This window comes from Methylobacterium sp. Leaf456 (assembly GCF_001425465.1).
Lineage (GTDB): Bacteria > Pseudomonadota > Alphaproteobacteria > Rhizobiales > Beijerinckiaceae > Methylobacterium.
The window spans coordinates 29,974-46,530 of the sequence record NZ_LMQV01000014.1; the positions used below are offsets into that span (position 1 = coordinate 29,974).

The window sequence follows — 16,557 nt, forward strand, 5'->3', positions numbered from 1 at the left end:
CGTCAGAGCCGGCCCTGAACGAGGGCCGGCCCCATACTTTCAAAAAATCAGCTCCGGGTGGCGAAACACGTAAACCCGTTCTTCTTCAGGGCGGCGCAGGCGTCCTGGGCGGCGCCCTGCTCCGTGAAGCCGGAGAAGCGGGCGCGGTAGAGCGTGGTGCCGCCATGGGTCACCCGCACGGTGTAGGGGGCGGCCTTGGCCAGCGCGCCGGTGCGGGTGCGGGCGTCGGAGAGGATCGACTTGGCCTTGTCCTCGTCGTCCATGGCGCCGAGCTGGATCACCCACGGGGTCGGCGTGACCGGGCGGAACGCGTCGGTGCGGGCGTCCTTCGGCGGGGCTTCCGTGCGGGAGGCCACGCCCTCGACGGCGGGCAGCCGCGCCGTGGTCTTGCCACTGGCCGAGGGGAACGGCGCCTGGGCGGCCGATCCGGCATAGGCCTGGGCGGCGCCGGGCAGCGCCTGAAGCCCGGGGCGGCGCATGCCGGGGGTGGTGGTGCCGATCGAGGCCGGAGGAGAAAGGCTGGTCGAGCTGGTGGTCTCGACCTCGTCGTCGTCCGCCGATGCGACCTCGGTGCGGGTGCGCGAGCCGGCTTCCGCAATGACGGCCGGGCGGCCGCGCTCGGCGACCTCCGTGACCGGGTTGGTCTGGCGGGCGCCGGCATAGGCGCGCGGCAGGCTGGAGCGGACGAGGTCGGCCATGATCCGGTCGCGGCTGGCGCCCGACTTGCCGCCGAGCACGATCGCGACGATCTGGCGGTCGCCGAGGCGGGCCGCGGTCATCAGGTTGAAGCCGGAATCGCGGGTGTAGCCGGTCTTGATGCCGTCCACGCCCTCGACGGTGCCGAGCAGCCGGTTGTGGTTGCCGATGACCCGGCCGCGGAAGGCGAAGGAGCGGGTCTGGAAGTAGCGGTAGTAGCGCGGGAAGCGGTCCTGGATGGCGCGCGCCAGGATCGTCAGGTCGCGGGCGGTGGTGATCTGGTCCGGGTCGGGCAGGCCGGAGGCGTTGGAATAGTTGGTGCGGCTCATGCCGAGCGACTTGGCCTTGCGCGTCATCATCTCGGCGAAGCGCGGCTCGGAACCGGCGATGTTCTCGCCGATGGCGCAGGCCACGTCGTTGGCTGACTTGGTGACGAGCGCCTTGATCGCCTCCTCGACCGTGATGGTCGAACCGGGGCGCAGGCCCAGCTTCGACGGCGCCTGCGCGGCGGCGTTGGCGGTGATGTCGAGATCGGAATCGAGCTCGTAGCGGCCCTTCTCCAGCTGTTCGAACAGCATGTAGAGGGTCATCACCTTGGTGATCGAGGCCGGGTGCCGCAGCGCGTCCTCGTTGACCGCGTGAAGGGTGCGGCCCGATTTCACGTCCACCACCATGGCGGCGTAGGGGGGGCTGTAGCCGCCGCCCGCCGGGCGGTGATGGCCGCCGCGCTTCCTCGCCTCGGCGGGGGCCACCGCCGCGGTGAGGACGCCCGCCGCCAGGAGGAGGACGGCGGCAGCACGGGATCCCGTGGTCCGGCCTTCTACGCCACGCATCTCGAAACCTTCGCCTCGACCGCCGGGGCTCGGGCCCGGCTCGCACCAGTCGTCCGCGGATGGCCGGCTGGCCGAATTCCGCACTCTCTGGATGTCACGGTAGAGGCAGTGCGGTTACGCGGGCGTTAATGCTGTGCAGCATGGAAACGAGATCGTCGTTTCGCCTCAGGGGTTAAGAGCTTTTTACACAAAGCCCGGTGCGCCTCCGGGCCGTGTTCGTCGGGAATTGCCTTCGGCCGGTCCGGGCACGCCGGGCTCAGCCTCCGGCGTGCCCGTCGCGCAGGCCCTGAAGCACTCGAACGTCGTCGCGGGCGCAAGCCTCGGCCAGGAGCGGCTCCGCCCAGCCGAGATCCGAGACCGTGTATCCGGCGGCCTGCATCAGGCCGGACACGAGCGCGGTCGGCGCCCCGTAGATCCCATGCGTCTCGACGAGCAGGACACGCGGCCGGATCGTCATCTCGCGCAGAATCTGCACCTCCGCCCCTTCGCAATCGAGTTCGAGAACGTCGCAAGCGGGCAGGTCGCCGGGGGGGACGACGGCGCCCGCCTCGGCGGCGATGCCGTAGACGGCGATGCCCTGCGCGACCACGGCATGATGGACCCGCAGGGTCTCCGCGACGCCGTTCAGGGCCGCGGTCTCGCGGACGAACCCGCAGTTCGTCAGGCTGCCCTCGAAGCAATCGACACGGCCCGAATGTCCGGCGCGCAGGGCGGCCACCGCCGCGGTGACGCCGATGCCGCCGCCCACGACGACGACCCGGTCGCCCGGCCGGACATGCGCGTTGAGGCCCGCCACAAGGGCGGCTTCGTAACTCGGGCAGCCGGTCGGATCGGTGGCCCACCACGGCAGCCACGACAGCGGGACGTGGGCGTCCATCCGCTTCATCTCATAGCAGGTGGGCACGCCGCCCATGCGCGCCGGCGGGCCTTTCGGCAGGAGCGGGCGCAGGCCGCGACGGTACCCGAAGCCGAGGCCCCGGTTCAACGCGCCCCGCACACCGCTTTCCGCGAACGTTCGGCGGATCTTCTCCAGCAGCGGCATGCGCGTCCTTCTCCTCGTCCCACAGCGTGTGGCGCGATCCGAACCGGCGGGGACGGGACGGTGTCCGGACCCGCGCGCCGTAATCGCGCCACGCCCCGAACCGGAGGTCGGTCGGCCATGGGCGCGGACCGCTAGCGGAGCGGTGCCCCCTTGTCGATGGACAACGCCTCGGCCCGCGCGTTCACCCTCAGGGCCAATACCCATTCAGCTTGATTGTGTAAAAGTCTGCTGAGGGTGGTGACCGGACCCCGGCCGCTTGCCCCGAAACGGACGTTCCACCTCCGTGCGCCGGTTCATCCTTCCTCTCGGCTTTCATTGGACATCGGCAACTCACCATCAAGCTGGAAGCCCCTCTGGGGCGCACGATTAAGCGCAGGCACCGAACCCGTTCACCTCGGAGCGGATCACCTAAGTCGCAAAAAGCCAACAAAACTTAAGTCTACGTCAACTCGGAACTGCTTCATAAATCTGTAGCTGAAAATTGGAATGCGGACTAGAGATCGCAAATTATGTTTAATTTTTTTTGATCTTGGCCGCTATAGTTTGGTCCGCGCTACTCTATCCAGTCTTGCGGTGCTGGTCGTCGACGACCCGAGCCAGCGGCATGCCGGCCGCCTTGATCAGCACCACGCTGCCAAGGAAGTAGGTTATTGGTTCGGTCCAAAATGCCGGTCAGGTCAACGCCAGCGAACACAGCCACCGGAGCCGGCACCATAAGCCGCTGTTTCATATAAGAAATATGCAACGCAGGCACCTGTCCGCGAACGCCGGCGGACGATAGTATGAGTGAGACCCCTTCCGCCAAGCAGCGGCGGACCGAACCGGTTCTCTACGCGTGCGCGCCGGTGCCCCCGCGCCCAACGCTCAGAAGTAGCGCCGCAGATCGAAGCTGTTGATCGACGTGTTCTGCTTGTCCTTCACGTCGATCGTCAACGACGTGCAGCGATGGCTGGCTTCGCCGATCGAGGCGACGATCACGGAGCGGCCGGGCTGGATGCGCATGGTCCGGGTCTGCTCGATGGCGTCCCCGTTCGGCGACAGCCCGGCGATGACGACCTTCAGCACAGTTCCTTCCGTGGAGGTGACGACGGCATTGAAGCTGTACCGCCCGAAATCGCTCGCCGTGATCGCCGCACTGACCTCGGGACCGGGGGCGGACGCCTGGTACAGAACCTCCTTGAAGAACCCGCGGAAGCCGTCCTCGATCGCGCTCGCCGCACCGGAGACGACCTCGTCGCCGTCGATCTCCGGCTTGAGGTTCAGGATCGCCTGATCCCGGGATAGATCGACCTTGTTGACGACCGCGTCGCGCTTCCGCTCGACCAGCGCGCTCCGGTAGCCGAGGATGCTCTGATGCGCCCGTGTGAACCACGCCCGCGAATAGGACAGGCGCGACAGGTTGGAGAGCGGAGCGAAGGTCGCGGGCGACGCCTCGTAGGCATCGAGCCGCGCCATCGTGCCAGTGATCGCATCCCGATACCGGGTCATCGACGTGTTCGGGACCTTGAAGTCCTTCGCGTGGAACAGTTCGAGGGTCTTCTTCTTCTCATCGTCCTGGCCCTTGCGGATCTTGCCGATCCACTCTTCCATCGACTTCGTATAGTAATGATTGATGGAGATCTTCTTGCCCGAGGCGGCTTCCACGCGGTAGCCCTCGTGGACGATCTCGCGGTTTTCGTTCACGGTCTGCCGGTCGATGGTGAAACACTGGTGGACGTCGGCATAGGCTACCCGGGAGGGCTGGACGATGCACTTCACCACCTTGTCGGTCTCGGCCTCGGCGTGCAGGTAGCTCTGCGTCACCAAGCCGTCGGGGCGCAGGATGTGCCCGGAGCTACCGTAGAACAGGAACGGCACCAGCAACTGGCTGTAATCGGCGTACCCTTCCAGAAATTTATCGATCTTCACGTCATCGACGACGTTGATAAATTCGTCGATGTCGATAAGGGCCATCCACTTAGATGTCAGCCCGAATATCTTTATCGCGTAATTGTAGGCGAAGATCTGCCCCGGCTTCATTGGCCAGTCGATGAGCGTGACGAGGCCGAGGGTGATGTATTTCCGCAGCAGTTGCCGGGTATTGTCGGTCGAGTTGTTGTCGAAGATGAAAAAGTGCTCCACACCGATGGCGACGTGGTAGGCGATCCATTCCTCCAGATAAGTTTCCTCGTCTTTGACAATCGCGACTACAGAGACGTCGAAAACCTTTTCCATCTGGACACCTTGATGCCGCATCATTCTGCGGCACATGTTTGCAAAGAGCGATGACGGCAATCGACTGGATGTCGGCGCCGGCTCGACTTGCTTCCCGGCCGAGCCCCTGCGGGAAGCTCCACCGGCCTCAAGGCTGTCGAGAGGATGCATCTACCCTTCGACGCAAGCCCTAGCAAGGCTTCGGCACGGGCCCTGACGGCTCCTCGGGCACCGTATCCCGAGACCCTCGAACGCCGCCCGCAGGCCGCCCGAGGGGTAAGGCGACCGTCGGAAAGCACGCCCGAACTGCTGAGCCCATGCGATCGGGTGAAATGCAATCGAAAGGTGAAATTTTCTCGGGAGTTGATCGTGCTTGTCGAGGGGCTGTAGGGTCGTCGGGAGCTTCGATCCGAGATGGGCCTTCATGAGTAGACGATGGCGCAACAGAACCAGCATGAGGGAGGCATGTTTTCGCGCCGGCCCACGCGCGACAAGCATTCGATCGCTGCAATCTCAATCTTCACAGCCGAATCGGCCTGACGGATTGGGTTGGAAAGTCCTATGATAACGGTCGTCATTCGCGCACACTACGGGTCGGACGAAACCCTGCGCATGGCCCAATGGCTGTCGGACGGCGGCTACCGGGTCGTCTTCGCCGCCGACTTCGCTGCCGGCCGGTTCGATACGGGGCCGCACGATGTCGTCGAGATCAGCGTCGCGAAGGTCGAGAAGCTCGGCCTATTCACCAACCTCCGGCGTCCGCTGTGGCAGTGCGGCGACTACGTGTTGTACTTGGTCGCCGAGACGGGCGTCACCGACGACATCCTGCTGACCGAAGGCGACGTGCGCTTCTCGACCGATCGGGCGCCGGATCACTTTTTCGGAAGCCTCCCCGCCGAGGGCGATTGCTTCCTCGTTGACTTCATCCAGGCGAACGCGCACTGGCCCTGGCACACGGCCTGCCACAGGTTCGGCATGACGGTGTTCCGCTGCCGCTTCCCCCTGGTCTTCGCCAAGCCCCCGGTCATCCAGGCGGCCTACCGGCTGCGTCGGGAGCAATCGGACGCCATGCCGAACACGATGCTGACCGACAACACGCTGTGGCCGAACGACGAGGCGTTCTTCGCCTCCGCCGCCGTCGCGGCCGGCTTCACGGTGCGCGACTTCAACAGCATCAAGCCGATGTACGACAGTTCCACATTCAAGTTTGATCCGCCGTTCTTGGAGGAAGCGTTCGTCGAGACCAAGGACAAGGACGACAAGATCTACCATCCGGTGCTCAGCTTCGAGCATTACATGGCGAAGTTGGTCCGCAATCCGGCCTTCCGGCAGGACCGGACTAAGGTCCAGGCCGAGATCGACCGCCTTCGCGCGCGCGGGTTCCCGCGGGAGAAGATTGAGCGGGTCCTGCGCCTGCCGCCCCCGTAAGTCCGTCCCCTCGGAGGTCGCCGAACGTTGAGGAACTCATCGATGTACAGCCCCCACATCCGAACGGCCGTCTGCGCGATCGCGAAGAACGAGTCGATGTATATCGAGGAATGGGTTGCCTACTATCAGCTGCTCGGCTTCGACGAGATCCTGATCTACAGCAACGACAGCACCGACGGCAGCCAAGCGACGCTCGACGCGATGCAGACGCAAGGCCTCATCGTCTATCGGGACTGGCCGAGCGTTCCGGGCGCCTCGCCGCAACTCACCGCCTATCGCGACGCGCTGGGCCGGACATCGGCGGAGTGGATCCTCTTTGTCGACATCGACGAATTCCTGAACCTGAAATCCGATACCGTCGTGAGTGATTTCCTCAATCGCTTCGCGCCCGACGTCGGTGCCGTTGCGATCAATTGGAAGGTGTTCGGAACCTCGGGCAATGCGTATTTCGAGGACGAACTCATCACGACGCGGTTCGATCGTGCGGCGGCGCGGGACTATCACGTCAACCGCCACTGCAAGACCTTCTCGAAGGTCGTCTGCACCGGCGACGTCCACATCCACCGCTCGTTCCTCAAGAGCGGCGCCTACGTCGATACGCTCGGCCGCCCAATCGAGATCGAGCGCAACGGCTTCACCCGGTCGGTCGTCCACGCCGTCGCGCAGGTCAACCACTACGTCCTGAAATCGAACCAGGAATTCCAGCAGAAGCGCGAGCGCGGCAACGCCAACCGGCCGCCGGAGAGCACCGACAAGTATGCCGGCCGCATCGGGACCTACTTCGCCGACCACGATCGCAACGAGACGATCGATCGCGATCTGACCGTGTTCCGGGGTGCCATCCGCGACCGGATCGACCGCAACCGCCGCGCCACGCGCCGCCACCCGATTGAGGCGACGACGTACGAGTCGTTCGAGGACCGGGAGCCGGCCTTCGTCCACCGCTATCCGGTCGATGTCGCGGGGACCTCCCGTCGTCTGCGCGTCGACACCCTCCGCCTCGACGAGGACGGGGTGGCCCGCCACGTCGGCGGAGCGCCGGCCTCGTTCAACCACGTCGCCATATCGGAGAACGACCTCGCCCGCTGGGTCGAAAAGCGGGCGGCCGGACGAAGCGGCGAATCGGCGTTGGCTCCGTTCCCGGTGGCGCGGCCAGCGATCCTGTTCCTGTCCTACGGGTACCTCAACTTCTACCGTCTGCTGATCGGCATGATCCCGCGGGCCATCCTGGCCAGGGAGAGCTATCCCGACGCCGTCGTCGTCGTCCGACAGGACATGCTCCGCCATCTCGAAGCCAAGTGGGGCGACCTGTTCTTCGACATGCTGCGCTATTTCGGCCTGGAGCGCAGCCTGATGGTCTTGCCGGGCGAGGAGCAGGTTCTGGCGCAGGCGATCTTCTGCGCGTCGAAGGCGAGCTGCATCGCGGAGGCTCTCCATCCGATGCGCCGTTGCGCGCTCGAACGGCCCCCCTCCGGCGAGCCGGCGAGGCGCGTGTTCATCAGCCGGTCGCTCGCCACGGCGCGGCGCATCGTCAACGAGGACCAGGTGACGGCGCTGCTCACGGAGGCCGGCTTCGTCACCGTGGCGATGGAGCGGATCCCTTTCGAGGAGCAGGTGGCGCTGTTCCGGCAGGCGGACGTCATCGTCGCCCCGCACGGCTCGGCCCTGGCCCACACGGTCTTCACCAAGCGCGGCGCCGTCGTCGTCGAGCTGATGCCGCAGAAGGCACGCTACCGGACGAAGATGTACGGCGAACTCGCTGCCTTGTCCGGCGCGGTGCATCACGTCGTAGGGTGCGAGGAGGCCGGGGACGAGGGCCTGTCGCCGCCCAACCGCGACATGCGCGTGGATGTCGGCGTGCTGAAGGCGCTGCTGCAGACGCTACAGATCGTCGAGGCGCCGGCCCAGGAGACGCCGGCCGCGGCGGCGGTGCTGGCGAGCCCCGAGCCGGCACCGCCGCCGCCGGTGGCTGCCGCGTCGGCGGGTGCCGGCGCGGCGGCCTCGGCCTGATACACCGCTGCCGGCCGCTTCAGCGCAGGGAGTGGGCTTAAGCCGCCCGCACCGGCTTGAACCGCGCCCGCAGGGCATCCTCGCCGCGCAGGACCTCGTCGAACCGGGCGGCACGGCGGGCGAAGCTGTGGTCGGCGATCACCGCCTCGGCCGCCCGCCGCAGAGCCGCGGCGTCGGGGGGCATGGACAGTGTGTTGGCGAGCAGGCCCGGCAAATCCTCCTCGCGGCCGAAGGTGCGAATGATGCCGCTCGTCAGCGTTTCGAGGCCCTCGATGGCGTCCGAGACGACGGGCACACCGCAGGCCACCGCGTCGAACAGCCGGTTCGAGATGAAGCCCCAGCGGCGCATGTCGTCCCAATGGTCGTTCAGGACGATGCCGGCGCCGCGATAGAGGTCACCCACCATCTCGTTGCGCACCGTGCCGTCCATGAGATTGGCATCCGGCACGACACCCTTCCAGTCGAGGCCGTAGATGCGCAGCGGCAGGCCGGAGGCCACCGCCCCGGCCACCACCTGGCGGCGCACCCGCCGGGAATTACCGACGAACACGAGTTCCTGCCCCGGCGCGGGGGCTTGCGCCTCGGGATGGAAGATCTGCGGGTCGGTGCATTGCGGCAGGAACTCGACCGGCTTCTTCACGATGCGGTCGAAGTGCCGGACGAACACCTCGCTCGCGGCAAAGACGTGGTCGTACTCGCCGAGTTCCTCGGCGCTGATCATGTCAGGGTGGCTGATGATCCACAGGAGGTTGATCTGGTCCTTGCGCGGCCGGTAGCGCGACAGGCCGCGGATCGCCAGCACGGCGTCGTCGCCGTGGGTTTGGGCGTCGTTCCACATGTCGAGGCAGTCGATCCGGACCGTGTGGCCGAGCGCCTCCAGTTCCCGCCGCAGCGAGCGGGCGAAGTACCAGTCGCCCCAGCCCTCGACCCGTTCGAGCGAAGGCGCCGCGATCTTGATGGCGATGCGCAGGCCGGCTTCCGCCCGCCGGGTGATGTATTCGAACATCTCCTGCGCGCGCACCGTGTAGGTGTGGTGGCGCAGAACCTCGGCGCGGGCTTGGTCGGCGAGCGCGCGACGCTGCTCCGGGTTGGCCAGAACCTCGCGGATCGTGGCTTCGAGCGAGGCCGCGTCGCGGTAGGTCGGGAGCAGGTCGGGGAAGGCTTCGGCCACGCCCACCGCATTGTTCGTCACGACGAGCGTGCCCGTGGCCAGGGCATCGAACACCCGGCTATTGAGCGAGCCCCAGGCGACGGTGGCGAAGTTGCTGTCGTCGATCACGAGGTCGCTGCTGCGATAGACCTGGGGCAGCCGGTGATAGGGCTGGAAGCCGCCGTCCATCGGCCGTGTGCCCTCGTCTCGGTCCCAGCCGTTGCCGAACAGCCGCAGGTCGAGGTCGCGCACCCGCGGCAGCAGCGTGTTGATGTCGCGCGGGCTGTTCCAGTTGTTGCCGGTGAAGCTCACCGTGCAGCGGAAGGCGGCGGTCGCCGGGCCCGGCGAGAACCGGGCCGGGTTGGTCGCGATCCGCAGGAGGCCGATATCGCGGCCGAGTTCGGTGCGCAAATACTCGCAGGCGCGCTCGGACGAGGCGAACCAGTGGCCGAACAGCTCGCGCCAGGGCTGGGCCGCCCAGCGGTGGAACCAGTTGCGCGCCCAGGCGATCAGCAGGCACGTCGTTGAGCGGTTGGCGACCTTCCGCACGTCGAAATCGTCGGTCATGACGATCAGGCTGTCGAGGCCGAGCGCATCGACGGGTTGCGTCTTGGCGTAGAAGAAGCACTGGATTGGCCCGCGCTCGGAGAAGGCTAGCGCCAGTTCGAGCGCGGTCATGTAGTCGCCTGCGACCGCGTTCTCCCCGACCTCGGAGACGACGAAGCCGATCGCCATCCGCCGCCCGGTCCAGTAGCCGTGCTCGTCCGGCCCGGCCTGCGCCATCACCCGCCGCAGGGCGTAGGTCCAGCGGTCGCGGAAGGCGGGCTCGTTCTGGCGGCGACGGGCGATCTGCCGCTGCGTCATCAGCCGGCGCGAGGCGCCGCGCACATGCACCGCCGAAAGGTCGTTCAGGGTGAGCACCGACAGGTCGGCGGCGCGCACTTTGAGGCAGAGGTCGGTGTCCTCCCAGCCGTAGTAATACTCCTCGCCGAAGCCGCCGAGCGTGGCGAACAGGTCGCGCCGCATGGCGACGCAGGCCGCCGTCGTCGCCGGGGTGGCGATCCGGTCGGTGTCGCTTCCGGGGACATCGGTGAGGTAGCGCGACTCGATCGGCTGGATCACGCCGCCGCCGAGCGGCTCGAAATGCACGCCGACATGCTGCTGCGCCTGGTGCGTCACGGTCCGGTCGGCGACGACCGGGTCCATCAGGCGGATGCCGACGAGGCCGACCCCCGGCTCCAGGGCGCGCGCCATCGCGCCCGCGAGCGGCTCCGTCAGCACGATGTCGTTGTTGATGAAGAGCAGCACCTCCTCGTCGCACAGAGCCGCGCCGTGATTGTTCGACTCCGAGAACGAGGCGTCGCGTGGCCGCTTCACGAAGGTCACCGGCAGGCCGGCGGCGTGGCGCGCCACGACCGCCTCGCTGTCGTCCTCGGAGCCGTGGTCGATGACGAGGATGCGGCGGAACCCGCTCGGGTCGTGGCGCGCGACGCTCTCCAGCATCGCGTCGAGGAGCGCCGAGCCGTCTTGGTTGAGGATGATCGCGGCGACGCTCGCGGTGGACTCCCGCGCGGCGGGCGGGGCGACGAGCAGGCGCGGCCCGCGCGGGCGGGTGTCGAGGCGCGTGCCGTACGGCGGCAGGCGGCAGTTGCGGTCGCGCATGCCGGCCTTGTCGGCCATGGAGCGCGGCGCGGCCACCACGGCGACATCGCGGCCCGCGAGAAAGTTGCTCGGAACCTCGACCTGAAAGCCACAATGGGGGGAGCCGCCCAGGCGCGCGACGACGTCGGGCCGGTTGCGGTCGGCGAGCGCGCCGGCGACGGGCAACCTGTCCATCGCGAAGTCGATGGTGACCGGACCGCCGCCCACGTCCGAGCTGCGCGCCCAACCGGTGACGAAGCGCCGCCCGGCGGAATCGATGCGCAGTCCATCGACCGAGCCGGTGACCTCGCCGTCAGCATCGATCTCGGCGGGCGGCAGGAGCGCGGGCTTGGTCGGCATCTCGTCCGCTGCCAGGAGGCGGCAGGGGGTGGAGAAGCCCAGCGTCGGCAGGACGATGGCGAGGCCGAGTTCCGCCGTGCGCCGGGAGGCGCGGACCTCCATCGCGGCTCGGCTGGCGTCGGGGGCGAGGGGGTCGGTCTCCAGCACGGCGCGGTACAGTCCGAGGCCGCCGGACTGCAGTTCGACCGTCGTACCGGGGGGAACCGCATCGGCCGCGAAGCGCATCTCGGCGCGCAGCACGCCCGCGTGGTAGGTGGCCTCCGCCGAGAGCACCGCGCCGTCGAGCCCCGGCATCACTTCGAGAGGGAGCGGCGAACCGTCCCCGGTCACGCCCAGAAGCTCGATCCCCGCCCCGGGGCGGCCGGCCACTACTTCGAGGTAGCGCAAGTTCGGGCCGAGCACGCGCATCTCGGAGAAGCAGCGGGCCGCGCCGTCCTCGGTGCGGGCCACGACTCCGCCGGGGCGACCCTCCGCGGCCGGGCCGACGATCAGGAAGCGGCGCGCCCCGTTCGACCCGCCCCCGAGGGCCAGGACGGAGAGGTCGGGCTGAGCCGCCAATCCCGCCTCGGCCCATCGCAGGGACGAGGTCGTCGGCAGCCCGGGACTGTCCGGGGGCAGAGGGGTGAATTGGAGCAGGGCCAACTCGACCTCACCACCACCGGGTAGTTCCAGGGCGAACTCGGCCTGGCCATTGTCTGCCGGCCAGAAAGCAAGAAGACGACACCATCCCTCGGCATCGGCTGCGGGCTGCGCAATCTGATCCAAACCCAGCCTTGCTTCGACGACCACCTCCGGCGCGGCGCGGAAGATCAGGTCGAGCAGCAGCGGCGACTTGCCTTCGCGGCGTTCCAGTACGAGGCACCCGCCTTCGACGGCGCCCGACAGGTCGAGCAGCAGCCCGGCGCGCGGTCGCCCGGCCAGAACCAACTCCGCCGCCCGCAATGCGCCGCGGACGCCATGTGGAGAGGATTCGAGGTTGAGGCTGCAGCCGAGCGGTTCGCGATCGACGACAGCGTTCGTCGACGCGACGTCTCGGACATCGGGTGCGAGATCTCTACGTCCCACGGCGAGGTGCCCGACGAGTCGGGCGATCTCGACATGCATCGCACGGGCGCGACGGCTCAGTGGCAACTGCAGAGAAGTGCCCTCGATCCGGACGGACAGGATTTCGCTCAACTCGACCACGTCGACGGCAAGTCGTTGCAGGGCTGCAACGGCCCGATGGGCCTCTATCCGAGGCGCGGCCTCGAGATCGAACAGGATGCCCGCCTGCACCGGCAGGCCCACGATCTGCGCGATATCGATCCGCGCCTGCTCCGTCGTGAACCGGACCACCAGGACGTCCGCGATCCATAATTCGAGCCCGACAGGCTTTGTTGGATCGGCGGCGAACAAGGCCCAACCTTTCAAGACAAACCCGTCGAACGAATCGATCATCCCGCGATAGGCAGGGGGCGCGTCGAGGTTGGCGAGGCTCGCGTTGGGATGGTGGCTCACCGGCTTGATGGTGGGCTGCGCTTCCAACGTCTCAGTGAGCGTGACACGCGGCAGCGGCTCATCAGCTTGAACGTCACCCGACATCGTGATGGCTTCCTGCATCCTCGAACGCGCTGTGGGCACGACCTACCGCCGGATCGCGCCACTTTCAGCGTTTAAATCGTCACGATTCGGTGTCTATGAGGCGCCCGGCGTCGGCGAAGCCCCATGCACCGGAAGTGCACGGTTGCCGCTCCGCCAGTGCACCAACTGAAACTGTACTTTCCGCGCGTTGCACGCAATAGGCGTGCGACAGTGCCACAAATCGTCCGGCGCGCTGGCGGTCTATCGCGAGCGAGCGGCACTGTAAGGGACCACCATCGAACGAACCGATTGATCGACGTGTTCTGATCGTCTGCCACGATCGGCTGTCAACGAGGTGCCGCGAAGGCTGTGTTCATCCGCTGCAGCCTCGATTGAGGAAATGCCGGGCTCAATACGGCGGGCGCGGCTCGGCACCGTGCGCCAACGATGCGCATGCCCTCCGGCACGGTCGATGTCCACCGCGTTTCGCGCTTCAGCTGCGTATTCTGCTGATCGTCTAGGCACTAAGGGCGTCCCACTGGTCGCCGCCTTCCGGTAGACCGCTTAGCAGGGAACGGTTGCCATCATTTGTTGGTACATCGAGCGCCAGGCTGTCGGGGGCGTCGAGTTGTCGCGCAAACGAGACATTCACCACCGGGGCGGATCAAACGATCGGCGCCTCGCAACCGCTCGGCGAGATTAAACCGCCGGTCCGGTCAACTCAGCGATTGCCGAACGAGCAGGCCAAGCCCTGCCGCTCCCGATATCGCCGGTGAATGTGACACCACCGCCGACGTTCCGCGGTGCCTTGCAGCTTGGCAGCCAATGCACTGATGGTTATGAAGACTTGTTGGCCAGACTCGGCACGGCCATGGGCATCGCCATTCGACCGATGCGCTCTAAAAAAGATTACGAGCCGAAAGCAGGCTGTTGAGGTTCGGAAAATTAGTTGATGTATAAGATCAGGCTCGGAACTCTTTTTGCCGGCCGCCTCAAGGGCTGGGCGTTGAACCAATTATTTCCTGAAATTCCATTAATATTGGATGTTTCTATTGGAAAGGATGTATTCATAAGTGGAGTGCGTGCTGATATTTTTCGGTCGGATCTCGAACAGGCGGGAGTCGGCAATGGACATCACGGATTTGAAATTGCGCTTCCAAATTCTGTTTTCAAGGAAAAATCATTGGATGTAGTGGTGCGTCGGTCCGGACAACAAGAAATCCTGCTTCAAGAGCAGCTTCGGGTTGATAATCCGAGCCGAGGGTTTAACGCTGATTTCGACTTCGAGCAATTTCTGCGCTGGTCCTTCAATGAGGATCGGATGCCTTACGGCCAAATGGACGATATTCCGGCCATCCTCGGTGCGGTCGAGCTGGAGCGGATGTTGCGCATCGCCCGCTCCGAGTCGGCGCCGCAGACCGATCTTGTTAGCGTCGTCATGCCGGTGTTCAACCGGGAGACGATTGTTGGCGAGGCGTTGCGGTCCGTCCTCGACCAGACCTATCGGAACTTCGAACTCCTGATCGTCGATGACGGCAGCACCGACGGCAGCGCCGACGTGGCGAAGAGCTTCGACGATCCGCGCATCCGCCTGATCGAATTGCCCCAGAATGGCGGTGTCTCGGCCGCCCGCAACGCCGGTTTGCGCGCGGCTAGCGGACTATTCGTCGCCTATCTCGATTCCGACAACATCTGGAGCCCGCACTATCTCGCTTGCATGCTCGACGCCTTCCGCACGGCACCTGAAGCGACAACGGCCTACGCCGGTCAGGAAGTCTGGGAATATCTACCGCACCTCGATTGCGACGAGTTCCGCTTCCTACGTGCGGCGCCATTCAACCGCAGCCGTCTGGAACGACGCAACTTCATCGACCTCAACGTCTTCATGCATCGCCGCGGCTGCTACAACGAACTCGGCGGCTTCGACGAGAGCATGCGCCGCCTCGTCGACTGGGAACTGATCCTACGCTACACCGCGTGTCGTCCGCCGGTGTTCCTGCCGGTGACGCTGTGTCGCTACCGGATCGCTCGGGCGGACAATCAGATCACCTTCGTCGAGGACTACGTCTCAAACTTGGCGCGGCTGCGTCTGCGGATGCGGTTGCCCGACCTGCGAGATGCCGACGATGCGCCGGTCACGCCGTTGGCGGTGTTCGTCCACGCCCGCGATGCCGCGGCGTTCGCGCGTTGGCGGCAGGCCAATCGCGCGGTCGTCGCCAATTATCGCCATCTTGCGGCCGCTTGGCCTCAGGGCAGCGAAGGTGCTGCGGGCGTCGGTCCGGATGGAGAGGCGACCGCGTTCCCGAGCGTGTCGGCAGCACTTGCCGCCCACTGCGATGGATTGCGCGCGTCATCTCTGCTGCTGGTGAATGCTGAGTATGTGCTCTCAGGCCGCTGGAAGCAGGTCTATGCCGCCGCCGCGCGGGAAGGTCATTTTGACGTCCTCACCGGCCGTCTCTACACAGCAGAAATTAGTACGCAGGAAAACAGTTTGCCCGAAGACTTAACTCCATCGCAAATCGAGCAATACATAGAAATATCCAGCTTTTCTTACCGTATGCATGGAAATTTGGCTCGCAAGGCTCCGTACCATTGTTTGGTGTTTACGCCGGAGTCCGTCAAGAAACTGCAATTGAGCGCTGCCTGCTCGCAAACCATACAAACTTGCCTGAGCATTTTTTTCGGTACACATGATGGACATCGCCAAGTTCTTTATTCTCCCGAAGTTTCCGCAAGTTTGATAATGTCATAGTGAAATGTATATTTATAATTCTACTGACCTGACCAGCTGGCTTTGGACCAGGCCGATTGAGAGGATCAGCCAGGATCGAAGGAGTCGGACATACGGCGAGGACAGAAGACGAGCGCGGAGCAGGTCGTTGTGAAGCTGCGCCAGATCGAGGTGCAGACTGGCCTGCTGCGGTTTCACGGACACCTGGTTTAGGTGTGATGGTGAAGCAGGAGGTGCTCCATGCAGCGTCGCAAGTTCGGACGTGAGTTCAAGATCAAGGCGGTTCGACTGGTTCGGGAACGGGGTGTCAGTGTCGCGCAGGCCGCGCGCGACCTCGACGTGACTGTAAGCCCGCTCACGAGGGACGACGACCACCGCCGCGAAGCCGAGGAAGCCGTGCAGCGTTTTACGGAGGCAGTGGAGGACCTGATCCGCACGACTGCACCGTCGCTGGCATTCGCCCCGCCCAACGCCATATCACCGACTGTCTGCCATCAGACAAATGCCTGATCGCTAACCGAGCGCGGACAAGCGCGGCCGAAAGGCTGACACGAGCCGATCGCTCGTCTGCACCAACCATGCGAGCTGAGCCTCTTCGTCGGTCGACACGAAGGCATCCACGCTCTCCAAGCGGATACCGTCCCCGAGCACCACGAGGTCGAAGGCGCCGGCGCTCAAGCTGTCGCTGACGGCATCCACGAATGCCGCCTCATCGGTGAGGCTCAGCCGATCTCGGGCGAGTTCCCACAGCAGGTTCGAGGCCTGTCGGCCGATGCGTGTGGCCACGAGGGCGGAGAGGTCACCGTAGCTCAGCCTGTCAATCGGCGTCCAATCGGGACCCAGGATCGGCGTCCAAAAAGGACCCACCTGCCGGAAGGGTTTGAAGGCTCCAACGCAGAGATCGACGTCGCGG

7 protein-coding genes and 2 pseudogenes are annotated in these 16,557 nt (G+C 65.7%); 4 read left to right on the forward strand and 5 right to left on the reverse strand.

What is annotated here, in order from left to right:
• Positions 1–47 precede the first annotated feature (47 nt).
• The 3 genes from ASG52_RS12425 to ASG52_RS12435 form a co-directional block, all read right to left on the reverse strand.
• Complete coding sequence (locus ASG52_RS12425) at positions 48–1,529, reverse strand: D-alanyl-D-alanine carboxypeptidase (protein WP_056243398.1); 1,482 nt, start codon at positions 1,527–1,529, stop codon at positions 48–50.
• A gap of 256 nt (positions 1,530–1,785) precedes the next feature.
• On the reverse strand, positions 1,786–2,571 hold the full coding sequence (locus tag ASG52_RS12430) for a class I SAM-dependent methyltransferase (RefSeq protein WP_056243399.1): 786 nt from the start codon (positions 2,569–2,571) through the stop codon (positions 1,786–1,788).
• An 864-nt stretch (positions 2,572–3,435) separates the two neighbouring features.
• Positions 3,436–4,785: a glycosyltransferase family 92 protein gene (locus ASG52_RS12435; protein ID WP_056243402.1), complete on the reverse strand. Its 1,350-nt coding sequence runs from the start codon at positions 4,783–4,785 to the stop codon at positions 3,436–3,438.
• Between the two features lie 591 nt (positions 4,786–5,376).
• Between ASG52_RS12435 and ASG52_RS12440 the strand changes: the two genes are divergently transcribed.
• Both ASG52_RS12440 and ASG52_RS12445 read left to right on the forward strand, forming a co-directional pair.
• Positions 5,377–6,192: a hypothetical protein gene (locus tag ASG52_RS12440; protein ID WP_056243403.1), complete on the forward strand. Its 816-nt coding sequence runs from the start codon at positions 5,377–5,379 to the stop codon at positions 6,190–6,192.
• A gap of 42 nt (positions 6,193–6,234) precedes the next feature.
• Positions 6,235–8,202: a glycosyltransferase 61 family protein gene (locus tag ASG52_RS12445; protein ID WP_056243405.1), complete on the forward strand. Its 1,968-nt coding sequence runs from the start codon at positions 6,235–6,237 to the stop codon at positions 8,200–8,202.
• A gap of 37 nt (positions 8,203–8,239) precedes the next feature.
• Here the strand turns inward: ASG52_RS12445 and ASG52_RS12450 are convergent, their stop codons facing one another.
• Complete coding sequence (locus ASG52_RS12450; protein ID WP_156383915.1) at positions 8,240–12,934, reverse strand: glycosyltransferase family protein; 4,695 nt, start codon at positions 12,932–12,934, stop codon at positions 8,240–8,242.
• Between the two features lie 931 nt (positions 12,935–13,865).
• Here ASG52_RS12450 and ASG52_RS12455 point away from each other — a divergent pair.
• Together ASG52_RS12455 and ASG52_RS12460 are read left to right on the forward strand one after the other, a co-directional pair.
• Entirely contained in the window at positions 13,866–15,665 is a 1,800-nt protein-coding gene (locus ASG52_RS12455; RefSeq protein ID WP_082552515.1) for a glycosyltransferase family 2 protein, read from the forward strand.
• Between the two features lie 219 nt (positions 15,666–15,884).
• Positions 15,885–15,986: pseudogene (locus ASG52_RS12460) on the forward strand (transposase); the annotation flags it as partial.
• 171 nt (positions 15,987–16,157) lie between these two features.
• On the opposite strand, the pseudogene ASG52_RS27670 reads toward ASG52_RS12460, so the two are convergent.
• Positions 16,158–16,557 (reverse strand): annotated as a pseudogene (locus ASG52_RS27670) (hypothetical protein); the annotation flags it as partial.

Excerpts from the sequence above, each read along its gene's own strand:
- ASG52_RS12435 (WP_056243402.1), bottom strand. The coding sequence starts at position 4,785 with ATGGAAAAGGTTTTCGACGTCTCTGTAGTCGCGATTGTCAAAGACGAG.
- ASG52_RS12425 (WP_056243398.1), bottom strand. The coding sequence starts at position 1,529 with ATGCGTGGCGTAGAAGGCCGGACCACGGGATCCCGTGCTGCCGCCGTC.
- ASG52_RS12440 (WP_056243403.1), top strand. The coding sequence starts at position 5,377 with ATGGCCCAATGGCTGTCGGACGGCGGCTACCGGGTCGTCTTCGCCGCC.
- ASG52_RS12455 (WP_082552515.1), top strand. The coding sequence starts at position 13,866 with ATGTATAAGATCAGGCTCGGAACTCTTTTTGCCGGCCGCCTCAAGGGC.
- ASG52_RS12445 (WP_056243405.1), top strand. The coding sequence starts at position 6,235 with ATGTACAGCCCCCACATCCGAACGGCCGTCTGCGCGATCGCGAAGAAC.
- ASG52_RS12450 (WP_156383915.1), bottom strand. The coding sequence starts at position 12,934 with ATGTCGGGTGACGTTCAAGCTGATGAGCCGCTGCCGCGTGTCACGCTC.
- ASG52_RS12430 (WP_056243399.1), bottom strand. The coding sequence starts at position 2,571 with ATGCCGCTGCTGGAGAAGATCCGCCGAACGTTCGCGGAAAGCGGTGTG.